This is a genomic window from Streptomyces pristinaespiralis, assembly GCF_001278075.1.
GTDB classification, from domain to species: domain Bacteria; phylum Actinomycetota; class Actinomycetes; order Streptomycetales; family Streptomycetaceae; genus Streptomyces; species Streptomyces pristinaespiralis.
In genome coordinates this window covers 6,973,492-6,987,899 of sequence record NZ_CP011340.1, presented here as the reverse complement: position 1 = coordinate 6,987,899, position 14,408 = coordinate 6,973,492, and the positions used below count along the sequence as shown (strand labels likewise).

Annotated in this window: 15 protein-coding genes, 7 tRNA genes and 1 pseudogene; 10 read left to right on the top strand and 13 right to left on the bottom strand. The window is 73.3% G+C overall.

All coding sequences use genetic code 11. The features are described from left to right. Window positions 1-9: 9 nt before the first annotated feature. Together SPRI_RS29960 and SPRI_RS29955 are read right to left on the bottom strand one after the other, a co-directional pair. A tRNA-Val gene (locus SPRI_RS29960) sits at window positions 10-81 on the bottom strand. Between the two features lie 39 nt (window positions 82-120). Then, entirely contained in the window at window positions 121-567 is a 447-nt protein-coding gene (locus SPRI_RS29955; protein WP_005319719.1) for an SRPBCC family protein, read from the bottom strand. Window positions 568-659: 92 nt separating this feature from the next. Between SPRI_RS29955 and SPRI_RS29950 the strand changes: the two genes are divergently transcribed. Then, window positions 660-3,140: an SCO7613 C-terminal domain-containing membrane protein gene (locus SPRI_RS29950; protein WP_053557511.1), complete on the top strand. Its 2,481-nt coding sequence runs from the start codon at window positions 660-662 to the stop codon at window positions 3,138-3,140. A 60-nt stretch (window positions 3,141-3,200) separates the two neighbouring features. On the opposite strand, the gene SPRI_RS29945 is transcribed toward SPRI_RS29950, so the two are convergent. Then, a tRNA-Val gene (locus SPRI_RS29945) sits at window positions 3,201-3,272 on the bottom strand. Window positions 3,273-3,326: 54 nt separating this feature from the next. Continuing rightward, window positions 3,327-3,815: a TIGR02611 family protein gene (locus SPRI_RS29940; RefSeq protein WP_005319714.1), complete on the bottom strand. Its 489-nt coding sequence runs from the start codon at window positions 3,813-3,815 to the stop codon at window positions 3,327-3,329. A gap of 190 nt (window positions 3,816-4,005) precedes the next feature. Between SPRI_RS29940 and SPRI_RS29935 the strand changes: the two genes are divergently transcribed. Both SPRI_RS29935 and SPRI_RS29930 read left to right on the top strand, forming a co-directional pair. Continuing rightward, a complete protein-coding gene (locus tag SPRI_RS29935; RefSeq protein ID WP_003987206.1) occupies window positions 4,006-4,419 on the top strand; it encodes an SsgA family sporulation/cell division regulator in 414 nt (137 codons plus the stop codon). Between the two features lie 201 nt (window positions 4,420-4,620). Then, the gene (locus tag SPRI_RS29930) at window positions 4,621-5,178 is read left to right on the top strand and encodes a CGNR zinc finger domain-containing protein (RefSeq protein WP_005319709.1); all 558 of its coding nucleotides are present in this window, start codon (window positions 4,621-4,623) and stop codon (window positions 5,176-5,178) included. 27 nt (window positions 5,179-5,205) lie between these two features. Here the strand turns inward: SPRI_RS29930 and SPRI_RS38950 are convergent, their stop codons facing one another. Both SPRI_RS38950 and SPRI_RS29925 read right to left on the bottom strand, forming a co-directional pair. Then, window positions 5,206-5,358: a hypothetical protein gene (locus SPRI_RS38950; protein WP_005319706.1), complete on the bottom strand. Its 153-nt coding sequence runs from the start codon at window positions 5,356-5,358 to the stop codon at window positions 5,206-5,208. A gap of 137 nt (window positions 5,359-5,495) precedes the next feature. After that, complete coding sequence (locus tag SPRI_RS29925; RefSeq protein ID WP_053557510.1) at window positions 5,496-5,945, bottom strand: hypothetical protein; 450 nt, start codon at window positions 5,943-5,945, stop codon at window positions 5,496-5,498. Between the two features lie 176 nt (window positions 5,946-6,121). Between SPRI_RS29925 and SPRI_RS29920 the strand changes: the two genes are divergently transcribed. Next, a complete protein-coding gene (locus SPRI_RS29920; protein WP_005319703.1) occupies window positions 6,122-6,634 on the top strand; it encodes a DsbA family protein in 513 nt (170 codons plus the stop codon). A gap of 15 nt (window positions 6,635-6,649) precedes the next feature. Here the strand turns inward: SPRI_RS29920 and SPRI_RS29915 are convergent, their stop codons facing one another. The 3 genes from SPRI_RS29915 to SPRI_RS29905 all read right to left on the bottom strand — a co-directional run bounded on the left by SPRI_RS29915 (window position 6,650) and on the right by SPRI_RS29905 (window position 9,429). After that, window positions 6,650-7,489: a GNAT family N-acetyltransferase gene (locus tag SPRI_RS29915; RefSeq protein WP_053557509.1), complete on the bottom strand. Its 840-nt coding sequence runs from the start codon at window positions 7,487-7,489 to the stop codon at window positions 6,650-6,652. A gap of 63 nt (window positions 7,490-7,552) precedes the next feature. After that, window positions 7,553-8,383, bottom strand: coding sequence for an aminotransferase class IV (locus tag SPRI_RS29910; RefSeq protein WP_005319697.1), 831 nt, complete (start codon window positions 8,381-8,383; stop codon window positions 7,553-7,555). Then, window positions 8,380-9,429: a chorismate-binding protein gene (locus tag SPRI_RS29905; RefSeq protein ID WP_037775236.1), complete on the bottom strand. Its 1,050-nt coding sequence runs from the start codon at window positions 9,427-9,429 to the stop codon at window positions 8,380-8,382. Before SPRI_RS29905 ends, SPRI_RS29910 begins: the two co-directional genes overlap by 4 nt. 211 nt (window positions 9,430-9,640) lie before the next feature. Between SPRI_RS29905 and SPRI_RS29900 the strand changes: the two genes are divergently transcribed. From SPRI_RS29900 to SPRI_RS29880, 5 genes are all read left to right on the top strand, one after another. Beyond that, window positions 9,641-9,713 (top strand) — tRNA-Gly (locus SPRI_RS29900). A 39-nt stretch (window positions 9,714-9,752) separates the two neighbouring features. After that, a tRNA-Cys gene (locus SPRI_RS29895) sits at window positions 9,753-9,826 on the top strand. Window position 9,827: 1 nt separating this feature from the next. Beyond that, window positions 9,828-9,899 (top strand) — tRNA-Val (locus SPRI_RS29890). Window positions 9,900-9,919: 20 nt separating this feature from the next. Then, a tRNA-Val gene (locus SPRI_RS29885) sits at window positions 9,920-9,991 on the top strand. A gap of 73 nt (window positions 9,992-10,064) precedes the next feature. Continuing rightward, window positions 10,065-10,139 (top strand) — tRNA-Val (locus SPRI_RS29880). A 109-nt stretch (window positions 10,140-10,248) separates the two neighbouring features. Here the strand turns inward: SPRI_RS29880 and SPRI_RS29875 are convergent. From SPRI_RS29875 to SPRI_RS29860, 4 genes are all read right to left on the bottom strand, one after another. Continuing rightward, window positions 10,249-10,530, bottom strand: a complete 282-nt coding sequence (locus SPRI_RS29875; protein ID WP_005319692.1) for a TFIIB-type zinc ribbon-containing protein — start codon at window positions 10,528-10,530, stop codon at window positions 10,249-10,251. Window positions 10,531-10,628: 98 nt separating this feature from the next. After that, window positions 10,629-11,633 carry a phosphotransferase family protein gene (locus SPRI_RS29870; protein ID WP_053557508.1) on the bottom strand — a complete coding sequence of 335 codons (1,005 nt, stop codon included), beginning with the start codon at window positions 11,631-11,633 and terminating at the stop codon, window positions 10,629-10,631. A 716-nt stretch (window positions 11,634-12,349) separates the two neighbouring features. Beyond that, on the bottom strand, window positions 12,350-12,556 hold the full coding sequence (locus SPRI_RS29865; protein ID WP_005319688.1) for a hypothetical protein: 207 nt from the start codon (window positions 12,554-12,556) through the stop codon (window positions 12,350-12,352). A gap of 222 nt (window positions 12,557-12,778) precedes the next feature. Then, entirely contained in the window at window positions 12,779-13,009 is a 231-nt protein-coding gene (locus SPRI_RS29860) for a hypothetical protein (protein WP_005319686.1), read from the bottom strand. Window positions 13,010-13,241: 232 nt separating this feature from the next. Between SPRI_RS29860 and SPRI_RS29855 the strand changes: the two are divergent. Further along, window positions 13,242-14,402: pseudogene (locus tag SPRI_RS29855) on the top strand (serine/threonine-protein kinase); the annotation flags it as partial. Between the last annotated feature and the right edge of the window lie 6 nt (window positions 14,403-14,408).

The window sequence follows — 14,408 nt, the reverse complement described above, 5'->3', positions numbered from 1 at the left end:
CTCTCCCGGTGGGCGATACTGGGTTCGAACCAGTGACCTCTTCGGTGTGAACGAAGCGCTCTCCCACTGAGCTAATCGCCCGGGAACGGACTGAACAATACAGGGCACCGCGGGCTGGGTTCAAACTCCTTCCAGGTAGGCCTCGAGGCCGCGCTTCCCGCTGCGCATCATGAACGCGTGGTTGGCCCGGAAGACCGGGCGGCACGGGACCGAGAGCCGTCTCATCAGCGGCCTTCGCACGACGACCTCCTGCTCGTACAGCGCCCGGGTGCCCCTGCCGCCGGCCCGCACCGTCCATCGCGACCAGCCGTCGAGGTCCCCCGCCATCCGCACCTCCAGCACACCGGCAGAAGGATCGCTGCGCTGTGTGCGGCCCGTGACGCGCAGGTCGTACGGGAGGAACGAGCGGAACCGGGCGGTGCCGACCCCTTCCTCGACCTCCGTCACCTCACGCACCTGCGGCCACCAACGGGGATAGTCCTCCACCCGTGACAGCACCTCGTAGACCTCGTCCGGCGCGGCGGCCAGGTCCCAGACACTGCGGAAGCGGTAACGGCACCAGTCCATGGGCCCAGTCTGCGCCCCTGCCGGCCGGTACTCACCGGGAATTGAGTATCCGCACCCATGCCGCCGGCTGTGGCCGGGGCCACACTTCGGCCATGGAGAACGTGCCACCACCGGCCGAGGAACTGGCGACACTCGACCGTGAGCTGCGCCAACTTGAAGCGCGCCGTGCCCAGTTGCTGGCCCGCAGGGCCTGGCTGCTCGCCGCGCTGCGGCCCGCCACGCCCTTCGCGGCGCCGGCCGCCCCGCCGCCCGCCGGTTACGGCCGGCCCTTCGCCGCACCGGCCGCGGCGGAGACCTCGCCCCCCGGCGTGCAGAACCTGCTGCTGACGCTCGGCGGGCTGCTGCTGGCGATCGCGGCCATCGCGTTCACCCTCGTCAGCTGGGGCGCGATGGGGATCGGCGGCCGTTCCGCGGTGCTCGGCGCCGTGACGCTCGCCGCACTGGGCACGCCGGTGGTCCTGCTGCGCAGGGGTCTCGTCGCGACGGCCGAGTCCGTGGCCGTGCTCGGGCTGGTGCTGACGGTGCTCGACGCGTACGCCCTGCACCGGGTGGGCCTGCCGGAGACGGACGGGCTCGGTTACTCGGCCCTGGCGTCCGCGGCGCTCGCCGCGCTGTGGTCGTCGTACGGCGTCGCGCTGCCCCGGCTGGCGACCCCGCTGCCGGCCGCCGTCGTGGCCGCGCAGCTCCCGCTGCCGCTCTGGGCGCTGACGGCGGACGCCGCCGCGCCACCGATGGAGTGGGCGCTGCTGCTGACCGCCGCGCTGGACGTCGCCGTCGTGCTGTGGACGCGGCCGGCCTCGGTGAAGGTGGTCGCCTGGGCGGCCGCCGCGACGACGGGCGGCGGGGCGCTGCTGCTCGGCGTCATCAGGTCGCTGGCGGCGGACGACGTCGCTGCTTCCGCCGGCCCGGCGGTGCTGCTGAGCACGGCGGCGGCCGTCGCCCTGTTCGCCGCGTGGCGCACCTCCGCCGCGTGGGTCTCCGCCGTCGCGGGCCTGGCCGTGGTGGCGGGCGCCGGCGGCGTGGTCCGCGCCGCGGTACCGGGCGGCTGGGCGGTGCTCGGGTACCTGCTGTGCGCGGTCGCTCTGCTGGGCGCCGTACGGACCCCGCTGCCGCGGCGGCTGCTCGGCGGCCTCGCCGGTGCGGCGGCGGCCGTGCACGCGGCGGCGCTTCTCGCGGCACTTCCGCTGACGGCGCTGGCGCTGGCGGGTCCGGCGACGACGCTGACGGACATCTGGTCCGGCGGCTCCGCCCTGCCCGACCTGGACGCCACGACGACGACCTTGCTCCCTGCCCCGCTGACGCTGCTGACCGTCGCGGCGGTCCTGGCCGCCGTGGCCCGCCACCGGGACGATGCCGAAGACACCCAGGGCCCGGATCAGGCGGGGCAGGACTCCCCCGCCCCGGCGCCCGGAGCGCCGTGGTCCCCCGCGGCGGTGCGGCGCGCTCACGGCGACCGGATACGTGCGGCCGCCCGGTCGGGCGCGGTCGCGGCGGCCTGGGCCGCCGCGGTCACGGCGCCGGTCGTGTTCGGCTTCGGTCACTGGGCGGCCGTCGCCTGGCAGCTGATCCTCACCCTCGCGGTCCTCGCCCTGTCCACGGCCGTGCGGCGCACGGACGTCTCGATCACCGCGCTGGTGTGCGGGCTCGGCGGTTCGGTGAGCGTGGCGCTGCTGTCGCTCGCGACGCGGCCGGCGACCTTCGCGGTCCTCGGTGTGCTCGTCGCGGCCCTCGCGCTCGCGGCCGTGCGGACCAAGGGACCGGCACAGGCGTTGCTCGCCTGCGCGGCGACGTTCTACGCGGCCGTCTTCGCCGGGGCGGGCGCGGCGGCGCTCGATCTCCCGCCGCACCGGGCCGCACTGGTGCTGCTGGCCGTGCCGGCGCTCACCGCGGTGCTCGGCGCCGTGCTGCGTCGCCACCCCGCAGCCCTGCCCGTGGAGATCACCGGCGCCGCGGCCGGCCTGGTCGCGCTGCCGCTCGCGGCGGGCGACGGGCCGACGCTGGCCCTGGTCCTGGCGCTGTGCGGTGTCGTCGCCGCCGGTACGGCCGTGCGGGAGGAGCGACGCCAGGTGGCCGGCCACCTGGCCGCCGTGTGCTTCGTGACGGCCTCCTGGGTCCGGCTGGCGGCCTCCGACGTGACGGCCCCGGAGGCGTACACCCTGCCCGTCACCGCCGTGGCGCTGGCCCTCGGGGCGCTGCGCCGCAGGAAGGACCCGCAGGCCTCCTCGTGGACGGCGTACGGTCCCGGCCTGGCGGCGACCCTGGTGCCGAGCCTCGTCGCAGCCTGGGGCGACGAGCACTGGCTGCGCCCGCTGCTGCTGGGGCTCGCGGCCCTGGCGGTGACCCTCGCCGGCGCGCGGCTGAGGCTGCAGGCGCTGCTCGTCCTCGGCGGCGCGGTGCTGGCCCTCGACGCGCTGCACGAGCTCGCCCCGTACGTGGCGCAGGTCGTCGGAGCGCTCCCCCGCTGGCTGCCGCCCGCGCTCGTGGGCCTGCTCCTGCTGGGGGTGGGGGCGACGTACGAGCAGCGGCTCCGGGACGCCCGCAGGCTGCGGGAGAGCCTGAGCCGCATGCGGTGACGGCGGCGGAAACGACGAATGCCCCGGAGACCGTCAAGTCTCCGGGGCATCCGTTCCGGGTGGGCGATACTGGGTTCGAACCAGTGACCTCTTCGGTGTGAACGAAGCGCTCTCCCACTGAGCTAATCGCCCGGGCGCACGGCAAACATTACCCCATGTCAGCGGGTGCCCCGGACCACTTGGTGGTCACTCGTCGATGTTCCACGGCATGGCGAGCCCGAACTTCCAGAGATAGACGGCGCACAGTGCCGCGACGATGACGAGACCGATCGTCGTGAGGATGATGTTGCGCCGCCGGACCTTCGGGTCGAGCGCCCGCTGGGCCGCCTCCGTGACCTTGCGCTTGGTCCAGCGCAGCACGAGCTGGGCCCAGACGAACTCGGTCGCCCAGATCGCCATGCCGCCGAAGATCACGACCCAGCCGGGTCCGGGCAGCACCAGCATGGACACACCGGCGCCGACGACGGCGAGGCCGACGATGAAGACGCCGACCTGCCAGCTCACATGCAGCGTTCTCGACCGTTTGATGAAGTGCGGTGCCTTCGATCCGAGCGCCGGTTCCTCCTTCGCCGCCTCCGGCAGCGGCTGCGCCGCACCGTCCGTCACGTCCCCCGTGGCGGGGTCGGCCGTCGTCGTCACGACGGCCTCGTCCCGCTCGTCACTCTGCGCGTTCATAAATCCAAACGTACCGGATCGAACTCCGTCACCGGAATGGCCGTATAACGCAAAGTAATGCACCGCCGTACGAGCGACCTGAAGGATCCCAAAACGGTCAGAGGGGTTTACAACGGCACCGTAGGTGGCATGTCGATTTCGCCGACGTGCGAATCCCCGAGCGCACACTGAGCGAAAGGCCCTGGCGCTTATGAACACCACGGTCAGCTGCGAGCTGCACCTGCGCCTCGTTGTATCGAGCGAGTCCTCACTGCCTGTACCCGCGGGCCTGCGGTATGACACGGCCGATCCCTATGCCGTGCACGCCACCTTCCACACCGGAGCCGAAGAGACGGTCGAGTGGGTCTTCGCCCGCGACCTTCTCGCCGAGGGCCTTCACCGGCCCACCGGCACGGGCGACGTACGGGTCTGGCCCTCACGCAGCCATGGCCAGGGCGTCGTCTGCATCGCGCTGAGCTCCCCGGAGGGCGAAGCCCTGCTGGAGGCCCCGGCGCGGGCCCTGGAATCGTTCCTCAAGCGGACGGACGCAGCGGTGCCGCCAGGCACCGAGCACCGGCACTTCGATCTCGACACGGAGTTGTCGCACATTCTGGCCGAGAACTGAGCGCAGTCCGGCCGGCGGAAAACCGCACGGCGCCGTCCGTCTCGGGGAGACGGCGCCGCGCGGACAGCCTCATACGGACAACACCGGCGCCGTCGTCGCGGAATCCACCGCGGCGGCGGCGCCGGTGCGCTCTCGGCACGAACCGCTAGAGTCAGCGCAATTCGGCGGGCACCGGCCCGCATCCGGCCAGGGAGCGAATTCGTGCTGATCCCCCACGACACCCGTATCGCCCTCGACACCGTCGTCGATCTGGTGAACACCGCACCGGAGAGCGGGCAGGACGACAGGCTGACGGACGTCGCGGCGCTGTACGACTTCGTACGCGGCCACAAGGTCAGCGGGGTGGGGGAGCTGACCCAGCGGGACATCAAGGCCGTCCAGGCGATCCGGACGCTGTTCGCCCAGGTGTTCGCGGCGCCGGACAGCCGGACGGCCGCGGAGGTCATCAACCGCCTCGTGGCGGCGGCGGGCACGACCCCGCAGCTCACGGACCACGACGGCTACGACTGGCACGTGCACTACTTCGCGCCGGGCGCGTCCGTCGCCGACCATCTCGCGGCGGACTGCGGGATGGCGCTGGCGTTCATCGTCGTAGCGGGCGAACAGGAGCGGCTGCGGCGCTGCGAGGCGCCGGACTGCGGGCGCGCGTTCGTGGACCTGTCGCGCAACCGGTCGCGCCGCTACTGCGACAGCCGCACCTGCGGCAACCGACTGCATGTCGCCGCCTACCGGGCGCGCCGCAAGGAGGCCGCGGGCTGAGCGGACCGTGGTGTCCCACCGCGTCCCTCACAGCCAGAAGAGGTCGTGCACGGCCGCCATCAGCAGCAGGACGCCGATCACCCCGAGGAAGATCATCAGGGGCGGCTGGGAGAGCGCGAAAAGGCATCCGCGCGGCTCCTGGGTCGGTACGGGGGCCTGGCCCCGCGAGGTATCGAGCATCTCGGGGTGATCATGGCGCAGCCCGGGCGGGGAAGATCGAGCAACACGCCCTGCGGGCACGGCGGTTCATCACATCCCGTGGCCCGGACCGGCCCGCGACCCGGCCAGGACGGCCGTCCTGTGCGACTCGAGGACCGCTAGATACCGTGCTTCTTGAGGATCGCCTCGATGTCGCTGAAGTCGTCGTCCTTCCGGGCCGCCTTCGGCCTGGCCGGCGCGGCGGGGTCGGCCGCCGGGGCGGACCGGCCGAGCGAGGGTCGGGACGCGGCCGGTTCGGCGGCCTCGTGACGGGCCGCCGCGGCGGCGGCCTTGCGTTCCTTGCGGCTCCCGCCCCTCCGGCGCTCCACCGCCCTGGTCGTCAGGAACAGCAGCCACGCGACGCCGATCAGACCGAAGCCGACCCAGGCGGTCAGGCTGAACGCCGTGCCGACCGCCCACTCGACCGCCCCGGTGAGGACGAGGCCGAGCGGCAGCAGTGAATAGGCGGCGATGCGCGCCGCGGACAGGAAACGCCTGCGGTACGCCGTGATCGCGGCGATGCCCAGGCCCGCCGCGGACACCGCGGAACAAATGGTCTCGGCAAGCATCCGGTCCTCCAGGCGTTGGCGGCTTGAGCGGTTGCGTCCCCTCCATCCTGCACCGCCCCCGCCGTTCCGGGCCACGGTGCGAGGCCGGGGTGCGCATATCTGGGGGAGATCTCCGGGGCGGCCTCCTCCCCAGGTCCCGGTTGGGGTGAGGGACACCGGGCTGGGAGACTGGCCGCATGAGTGACTCCCCGACCGGCTCCCCCGCCGTCCTCGACGTGTGGTGCGAGCTCCAGTGCACCGACTGCCGCACCGCGCTGGAGGACCTGCGGGCCCTCCGCGACCGCTACGGTGACCGGCTCGAGCTGCGGCTGCGGCACTTCCCCCTCGAGAAGCACAAGCACGCGTTCGCCGCCGCCCAGGCCGCCGAGGAGGCCGCGTCGCAGGGCAAGGCCTGGCCGTACGCGGAGGCCGTGCTGGCGCGCGCCGAGGAGCTGGCGGCCGAGGGCGAGCCGTTCCTGCTGGAGGTCGCCGCCGAACTGGGTCTGGACGCGGAGGAGTTCGACACCGCGCTGATCGACGGCCGGCACATCCTGATCGTCGACGCCGACCAGGCGGAGGGCAAGGCGATCGGGGTGACCGGCACGCCCACGTACGTCATCGGCGGTGAGCGGCTCGACGGCGGCAAGAGCCAGGAAGGGCTGCGGGAGCGCATCGAGGAGATCGCCGACCGGCTCCTGGCCGGGCAGTGACGCGGCCGGGCGCCGCTACAGGAGCCGCTTGACGAAGTTGCGGTGGGTGGTGCGGTAGCCGAGGGACTCGTAGAGCGCGAGCGCGGGGCGGTTGCCCTCGAAGACGTGCAGGGCGATCAGCGGGCGGCCGGCCTCGGCCGCCGTCCGCTCGGCGAGGAGCATCAGGGCCCTGCCGTAACCCCTCCCCCGGTAGGCCTCGGCCACCTCGACGTCGAAGACGTACGCGCCGTCCACGCCCGGGCGCACCTCGCACTCCGAGACCCAGACGTGCCCCACGGCGGTGCCGTCGGCGAGCAGGTGGTGGACATGGGCGCCGGGGGTCGCCCGGCCCTCGGGGAGCAGGCGGGCGTGGACGGCCTCGGAGCGGGCGAGTGCCTCGTCCTCCGGCACACCGCGCGAGATCCAGTCCTGGGCGAAGTGGCGCACCGCGTGCGACAGCCAGCGGCCGAACTCGTCCTCGTCCAGCGGGCGGCCCTCGACGCCTTCGGGCAGCGCGGGCGGAGGCCCGGGGACCTCCTTGATCATGTTGCGGCCGCGTTCGGTGTAGCCGAGCGCGCCGACCAGACGCAGGGCGGGGCCGGCGTCGGCCGGGACGGCCGCGCGGACCTCGGTGCAGTCCCAGCCGCGCAGCACTTCCTCCGCGGCGAGCGCCGCGACCGTGCCGCGGCCCCGTCTGCGGTCGGCCTCGTCGATGTGCAGCGACCGGACGGAGCCGACCGGGCGGCCGCCACCGGTGTCCATGCCGAGTTCGACCGTCCCGACGGGCCGGCCGTTCACACAGACGTCGTAGCCGCGGGACGCGGCGCCGTCGGCGTCGTACTGGATCGGCCCCGTGGGCCGCAGGGTTGTGGTCATCGAGGAGTTTCTACCTGCCCCACGGCCCTCCGACACCAGGTTTTCCTGGGGCCCCAGGGCCGGTTACACGGTCCTCGGGTCGGGGTCGGCGGCCGCGCGCTCCTCGAAGACGCGCATCGCCTTCGTGGTCACGGGCCCCGGGGCGGCGACGATGTCGCGGCCGTCGACGCGTGCGACCGACTGGACGTCGCGGAGCGTGGAGGTCAGGAAGATCTCCTCCGCGTGGTCGAGGACGTCCATGGGCAGGTCCGTCTCCTTGGCGCCCGTCCACTCGACGGTCAGGGCGCGGGTGATGCCCGCGAGGCAGCCGGAGGAGACGGGCGGGGTGTGCAGTTCGCCGTCGAGGACGACGAAGACGTTCGAGCCGGTGCCTTCGCAGAGCCGCCCGACGGTGTTCGCGAACAGGGCCTCTGAGGCGCCGTGCTCGTGCGCCCTGGCGAGCGCGACGACGTTCTCGGCGTACGAGGTGGTCTTCAGCCCGGTCAGCGCGCCGCGTTCGTTGCGGGTCCAGGGCACGGTGATCACCGATGTGGTGTCGGGACGGCGGGTGGTCGCGCCGAGCGCGACGACCAGCGTCGGACCGTCGGTCCCCCGGTCGGAGCCGAGCGGGGAGAGTCCGCCGGTGTAGGTGATGCGCAGCCGGCCGAGCGGCATCGGGTTGGCGGCCAGTACGGCGGCGCAGGCGTGCCGGACCTCGTCGAGGTCGGGCTCCCGCAGTCCGAGGCCGGCGGCGGAGCGGGCCAGCCGTTCCAGGTGGCGGGTGAGGGCGAAGGGCCGACCGTGGACCGCCTTGACGGTCTCGAAGACGCCGTCGCCGACGGTCATGCCGTGGTCGAGCACGGACACCCGGGCGTCCTCGATCTCCGAGAGCGCGCCGTTGACCCAAACCTTCATCGAGCTGTCCTTCCGATTGCCGCGTACGCGCCCGACGCTACCGCCAGCAGCCGCGATGCCTTCAGTTCCGTCTCCGCCCATTCGCGTTCCGGGTCGGAGCCCCAGGTGATGCCGGCGCCGGTGCCGAACCGCAGGACGTCGGCTGCGCGGTCGATCCAGAAGGTCCGTATGCCGACGGCGAGCTGCGCGGTGCGCCGGTCGGCGTCGACCCAGCCGATGCCGCCGCAGTACGGGCCGCGCGGTGCGGTCTCCAGCGCATCGATGATCTTCAGGGCGCTGGACTTGGGGGCGCCGGTGACCGAGCCCGGCGGAAAGGTGGCGGCGAGCAGCTCGCCCCAGCCTGCCCCGGGCGAGAGCTCCCCGCGGACGGTCGAGACCAGGTGGACGAGGCCGGGGTGGGACTCGATCGCGCAGAGCTCGGGCACGGTGACGCTGCCGCCGGTGCAGACCCGGCCGAGGTCGTTGCGGACCAGGTCCACGATCATGACGTTCTCCGCGTGGTCCTTCTCGAGGAGGTCGTCCGCGGTTCTGCCCGTGCCCTTGATGGGGCCGGACTCGACGGTGCGTCCGTCGCGGCTCAGATACAGCTCGGGGGACGCGGTCGCGATCTCCACACCGTGCGCGGGCAGGCGGATCGTTCCTGCGTACGGCGCGGGGTTGCCCCTCGCGAGCAGGGCGGTCAGGTCGTCGACGTCGGCCGCGGCCGGGTCCGGCAGCGGCGCCGACAGCACCCGGCACAGGTTGGCCTGGTAGACCTCGCCGGCCGCGATGTGTTCGCGGATGCGCCGCACGCCGGCGGTGTAGGCGGCCCGGTCCAGGGAGGACGTCCAGTCCTCGGCCGCGGGCCCGCGCCAGCGGCCCGGGACGGGCGCGGGGACCGGTTCGCTGCGGACATCGCCGAAGCGGGCGCAGGTCAGACCGCCTTCGAAGTCGGCGGCGACGGCCCAGAAGCCGGTGGAGTCCAGGGCTGCGGGGTCGCTGGTGACATCCCGGAGGTCGGTGGCGACGAGGGGTCCGAAGCGGGCCAGAGGAGCGAGGTCGTGCACGTCTGTGAGTGTATGACCGGCGAGGACGCGGTGCGGATGGGCCGCCCGGGGGCCGCCCAAGAGCCGCCGGTGAGCCGCCACTGAGCCGCCGGTGAGCTGCTGCGACGTGAACACACGGCGGCAAGCTGCACAAACGCGTTTTTGTACTGGCCCAGGAATCCGCTAGAGTTCAACACGTCGCCGGGACGCGCAAGCGGAACGGAAACGACAAGCGGACGTGGCTCAGTTGGTAGAGCATCACCTTGCCAAGGTGAGGGTCGCGAGTTCGAATCTCGTCGTCCGCTCGAGAAAGTGGGGGATCTTCCCGAAACCCCTGCACTCCGGGTGGAGTGGCCGAGAGGCGAGGCAACGGCCTGCAAAGCCGTCTACACGGGTTCAAATCCCGTCTCCACCTCCAAGGACGATTAGCTCAGCGGGAGAGCGCTTCCCTGACACGGAAGAGGTCACTGGTTCAATCCCAGTATCGTCCACTGGACCCGCGAGGGTCTGCGCGCGATTAGCTCAGCGGGAGAGCGCTTCCCTGACACGGAAGAGGTCACTGGTTCAATCCCAGTATCGCGCACGCAGTACGTAGCGATCACGCAGCACACAGTGATGCGGATCGGTATGCGCAGTGCGGTAACGCAGGTCACCCCGCGCGATTAGCTCAGCGGGAGAGCGCTTCCCTGACACGGAAGAGGTCACTGGTTCAATCCCAGTATCGCGCACCACCCGAAGCCCCTGGCCGTCCCGACGGCCGGGGGCTTCGTCGTGCGCCGGGCAGGCGCGCGGCAGGGCCGGCCGGGCCGGCGGCCCGGCCGGTGCTCAGGAAGCGGCGGCTCAGGAAGAGAACAGCATCCGGCCGAAGCTCCGCTGGCGGTGATGCCCGTGGTGACCGCCGTGGTGCGGCGCGCCCCACGCCGGAGCCGGGGGCGCGGCCGGGTACGCCTGCGGGGCCGGCGGCACGGGCGGGGCCTGCTGGGTCCACTGCGACTCCAGGCGGGTCAGCGACTCCAGCTCGCCGTAGTCGAGAAATATGCCCCGGCAGCCGCTGCACTGCTCGATCTGAACACCATTGCGGTTGTACGTGTGCATCGCTGCGTGGCACTTGGGACACTGCATCGTCTGGTCAGCTCCTCGCCGTTCGGTCGACGTCGCCGGGATGCATGCCCGGCGACGATGACTTCACCCTACGACGGAGCATCGAACTCCAACTCGGGTCACAGTGTCCCGATTCGGGTACAGGCGTCCAGCACCGCCCGCTCGACCTCGTCCGGTTGACGCCCCGCCTCGGCCGACTTCGCCAGGGCGAGCGCGGCGGTCTGGACGGTCAGCGCCCGTGCGGGCACGTCGAGTTGGGGCCACGGATCGCCGTCGGAAGCAACGGCGCCGCCGTCCGCGGTGGTGTACGCGCCGAGGAACCGCTGCCAGATCTCCGGCGCGAGCAGACCGGTCGCGAACCAGGCAGCGGGACGGGCCAGGTCCCACGCCGGGTCCCCCAGCCCCATGTCGTCCACGTCGATCAGCAACCACGGGCCGTCCGGGGCCGGGTGGCGCACGAGCTGGCCGAGGTGCAGGTCGCCGTGGCACACCGCATCCCGGCGCGGGGACGGCGACTCGCCCCGCGCCCAGGCCGGCAGGCGCTCCCAGGCGCGCCGCACGTCGGGCGCGGCCGGGTGGTCCGGCGCGGCCGCCTCCATACGGGCCACGGCGGCGGCGGCCTTGGCGGGGCCGCGCATGGGTGGGAGTGCGGCTGCGCCTGTGCCCTTTCCCGACAGCTGGGCCGGCTCGACGCGGTGCAGGCGCGCCAGCAGCACGGCGGCCTCCTCCCAGGGCGCGGCGTCCGGGTCCGCGGGGTCGACGGGGACGCCGTAGGGCCAGGTCGTGACGGGGCGGGAGTCGTCACCCGGGAGCCGGCTGCCCGGGAGGAGAGCTCCGGGGCCCGGGCCGCCCGTGCAAGCTCCGTTCGGGAGGGGAGGCAGCAGGATCCCCGCCAGCGCGGGGTGGGCCGCCAGGGCGACACGCACCTCGTGCGCCGCCCGGTCGGTGTCGGGGGCGTGCGCCTTCGCGACGGCCGAGCCGTGGCGCACGACGGTGCCGTCGGGACGGTCGGCGAGCGTCTCCGCCTCCGTGGCGCCGCAGGCACGGCAGGAACCGCCGGGTGCGGCCAGATGAGCGGCATCACGAGCGACGTCGGCAAGGGCGCGTACGACTGAGGCGGTCACGGGGTGGAGCGTATCGGGGGGCCTGACCGCCGGGCCGGGGCCGGGTCAGGCGTGGGCGCGGGCATCGGGCCGGGCCTCATTCGGGTCCCGGTCGACCGGGTAGTGGCGGGCAGGGCCGGGTCGGGTCAGGTCCCGATCGAACCGGTCGTAGCCGGCAGGTCCTGGGGCGGCGTACGCGGCCGGGTTCGGCCGGGCCCGGTCGGAGCGGCCTCTGGTCGAACCGCCGGCGGCGCCCGACGTGGGGCCCGGGCGGGCAGGGCAGTGACGGGCGGCGATCCCGGCCGGGGCCGGCACGGCCCAAGCGGGCGGGGCGGGGCGGGCCGGGTCCTGCGTGAGCCCGATCGAGCGCCGGCCGGCCGGAGCGGGGTCCAATACGGGCCGATCACGGGCCGGCCGGGTTGGCCGGGTCGGCCCTGCCCGGGCCCGGTCGGGTGGGGCCGGGTCGCCGGCCCCAGGGCACGTCCTGGCGGCGGTGGCCGCCGTCGTCGCGCGGAGCGCGGAAGGGTGGCGGGAGCGGCCGCAGTCGTCGCGCGGAGCGCGGAAGGGTGGCGGGAGCGGCCGCCGCCGTCGCACGGAGCGCGGGCGGGCATGCGCGACGGCCGGTCAGCTCCCCAGCTGACCGGCCGATCGCTGCCGTCCGCCGCACCCCCGTCCCCACGGGGTTGTTGGCCGGATGTCCCCGGCCCGGACCGCTCTTCCGGGCCCGGGGCGCCGTTTCAGCGCCCCAGCATCAAACCTACGGACGACGCCTGTGTGACCACTGCGTCCCAGCCGCCGAAGACGACCACCAGCAGTGCCGCGAGGGGAAGGACCATCGCCGTCGCCACCAGGGGGTGGCGAGTGCCGGACTGGCGGCCGCCGAACGCGGCGGATGCCTTGCGTTCCTGCGTGCGGATCAGTGTCCGCGTTGCCGTGTCCGCCATGGTCCTTCTCCTGTCGTGGTTGGCAGCGGCGGGTGTCTGACCTCGGGGGACGAGTGCTGCACCCGCCGCTTGACATCAACATTAGGGAAACCGAAGGCCCTGGACGTCATGCCCTCGTACCGATTGCCGGGCCTCCCGGAGGATGAGCCGTCACCCCTCGGCGTACTCCCCTGGGTGGAGACGGGAGGCGGGGAGTTGGGGTCTTCCCGGAGGGGTCGCCCGTCACTCCGTGGCGTCGGCCCGCGGGACGGGCTGCTCGACCAGGGCAAGCACACGGTTGGCCATGAATCGGGCCGTCCGGACGACGGACCCGGATCGGGTGACTTCGCTCACTTCGACCACCCCTCTGCGCACTGCCGTCTCGACCCTGCGGCCCGCCCGGCTTGCCACCACTTCATACGTACGGGTCGTGTCTCCCGCGTCCACGACTATTTCCACGCGGTCGCCCTTCATCGATCCAATCCCCCTTCTGCGACTGACCGTTGAGATCACGCACGGGTCAGGGAAGATGGATCCGCCCTCCGCTGACCACTGGTCAATTCTCCCACCCGGCACTGACAAACGATCCGGTCCGGAGGGCGCGGCCTATGAGCGCACCGGCGCGGGGGTACGTAAGCTGTGCCACGTCAAAAGCGGACGACCGGGCAGCGGGGTGGGGCCTCCCCACCGTAGGTAGGGGACGGACATGGCGATGATGCGGCTCCGGCGCGAGGACCCGCGTGTCGTCGGCTCGTTCAGGCTGCACCGGCGGCTGGGCGCGGGCGGTATGGGCGTCGTCTACCTGGGGTCCGACCGCAGGGGGCAGCGCGTCGCGCTGAAGGTCATCAGACCGGATCTCGCGGAGGACCAGGAGTTCCGTTCGCGCTTCGCGCGCGAGGTGTCGGCGGCACGCCGTATCCGCGGGGGCTGCACGGCCCGGCTGGTCGCGGCGGACCTGGAGGCGGACCGGCCGTGGTTCGCCACGCAGTACGTGCCGGGGCCGTCGCTGCACGACAAGGTGGTCGAGGAGGGTCCGCTGCGGGCCGCCGACGTGGCCGCCGTGGGAGCCGCGCTCTCCGAGGGGCTGGTGGCGGTCCACGAGGCCGGTGTGGTGCACCGTGACCTGAAGCCGTCCAACATCCTGCTGTCGCCCAAGGGGCCGCGGATCATCGACTTCGGTATCGCCTGGGCCACCGGCGCGAGCACCCTGACGCATGTGGGCACCGCCGTGGGGTCACCCGGTTTCCTCGCGCCCGAGCAGGTGCGCGGAGCGGCGGTGACGCCCGCGACCGACGTGTTCGCGCTGGGGGCGACCCTGGCGTACGCGGCCATGGGCGACTCGCCCTTCGGGCACGGCAGTTCCGAGGTGATGCTGTACCGGGTGGTGCACGAGGAGCCGCAGCTGCACGGGGTGCACGACGCGCTGGCGCCGCTGGTCTCCGCGTGCCTCGCGAAGGATCCGGAGGAGCGGCCGAGCACGCTGCAACTGTCCATGCGGCTCAAGGAGATCGCGGCCAGGGAGGCCCAGGGTCTGCATGACGCCCGGCCGCCCGTGCAGCGGGAGCGGGTCGAGCTCAACCGGCCGACGGCGCGCTATCCGGAGCGTACGGACCGCACCGAGCGCATGGAACGGCGTACGGGCGGGTCGTCGCTGCCCCGGCCGCAGACGCCGTCCCGTACCGGTGGCGGCTCCCGGCCCCAGCAGCCGCGCGGCACGGCCCGTACGAACGGCCGGCCGGGCACCAGGCCGGGGACGCGCACCACCTCGACGGGCCGGCGGCCGGCCAACCCGCGGTTGCTGCGTCAGCGGATCACCGTCTTCTTCGTGGTGACGCTGATCGTGGCGCTGGGCATCGCGGCCGCCCAGAAGCTG